Here is a 1,278-nt window from a genome sequence, read left to right as displayed (position 1 = left end):
GGGTCACACAGAACCCTCCAGCAGCTCCAGCGGGTTGGCATCGCCCTCGAAGAACGCGGACACCGCTGCCACACGCAAGCCTTCGCAGCTATGCTGCGCGAGCACATGGCGACCGCCCGTGTCGCCCCAGCATTCCCTGATGAGGAGTTCGAGTGGAGCTGATCACGACCGCCACCTCGACCGACGTCCCTCGAGTCGGCGCAACGGTCGCTGTCCTCCCTGTCGGTAGCTTCGAACAACACGGTGACCATCTGCCGTTGATGACGGACACAGCCATCGCGTGCCTGATCGCCGAGCGGATCGCCGACAGCTACGGCCTCATGCTGCTGCCACCGATCACGATCTCGGCCAGCCACGAACACGAAACCTTCCCCGGAACCGTCAGCATCAGCGCGTCCACCCTGATCGCGCTCATCGATGACATCCGCGCCTCTCTCGCCAGAAGCGGGATCACCACGCTGGTCATCGTCAATGCGCACGGCGGAAATTACGTCCTGTCGAACATCGCCGCCCAAGCCAACGTTGACGGCCGCCACGTGGTTATCTATCCAGGACGAGCGGACTGGGAAACAGCTCGTTCGCGGGCTGGGATGGTGAGCAACATCCACGATGACATGCATGGTGGCGAGCTCGAAACCTCGATCCTCCTGCACTCCCGACCAGAACTGGTTCGTGACTCCTACCGGGACGCAGACCACCTCGCCTCCGATCGCCGACACTTCCTCCTGAAAGGGACGGCCGCCTACACCACCACAGGCATCATCGGTCTTCCATCAGCGGCCACTGCCGCCAAGGGTGAAGCTGTACTGATGAGCCTCAACGATTCGTTCGAGGACTACCTCGATGAAATCAAGCGATAGCCGCTCAAGTTCTCAAGCAACGGCTGTCGTTGACTGGGATGCGCGGATCGCACATCCCAACGCTGCGATGTACTTCGCATTGCGGGTGCACACAAGATCCTGCCGCTCCGATCTGATTCTCCTGTCCACAAAGCGTCCACAGACTGGCATGATTCGACCGTATGGACAGCCACGCCGCTATCGTCGGTGCGCAGCTTCGAGCTGCCCGCGAGGCCGCGGGCGTCTCGCTGGCTGCTTTGGCAGGCCAGATCCATCGATGGAAGTCGACACTGTCCTACTACGAGACCGGCGAACGCACACCCCCGCCAGATCTCGTTGCGAGCTACGAAACGAGATTTGGCGGCCTTCGAGACCCAGCCGCCACGCTCGCCAACCTTGGAAAGGCTGAAGTGGAACGACGAGCGTTTCTGCGCGGCGG

At 61.9% G+C, this 1,278-nt stretch carries 2 protein-coding genes; both read left to right on the top strand.

The genetic code is table 11. From position 1 onward, the window contains the following. Positions 1-152: 152 nt before the first annotated feature. Positions 153-860: a creatininase family protein gene (locus tag ACFWPJ_RS33180; protein ID WP_378857529.1), complete on the top strand. Its 708-nt coding sequence runs from the start codon at positions 153-155 to the stop codon at positions 858-860. A gap of 161 nt (positions 861-1,021) precedes the next feature. Then, positions 1,022-1,278, top strand: a 257-nt coding sequence (locus ACFWPJ_RS33175) for a helix-turn-helix domain-containing protein (protein ID WP_378857527.1), incomplete at its 3' end; no start/stop codon positions are given.

It is taken from the genome of Nocardia sp. NPDC058497, assembly GCF_042720195.1.
Classification (GTDB): domain Bacteria; phylum Actinomycetota; class Actinomycetes; order Mycobacteriales; family Mycobacteriaceae; genus Nocardia.
This window is presented reverse-complemented; position numbering and strand designations above follow the sequence as displayed.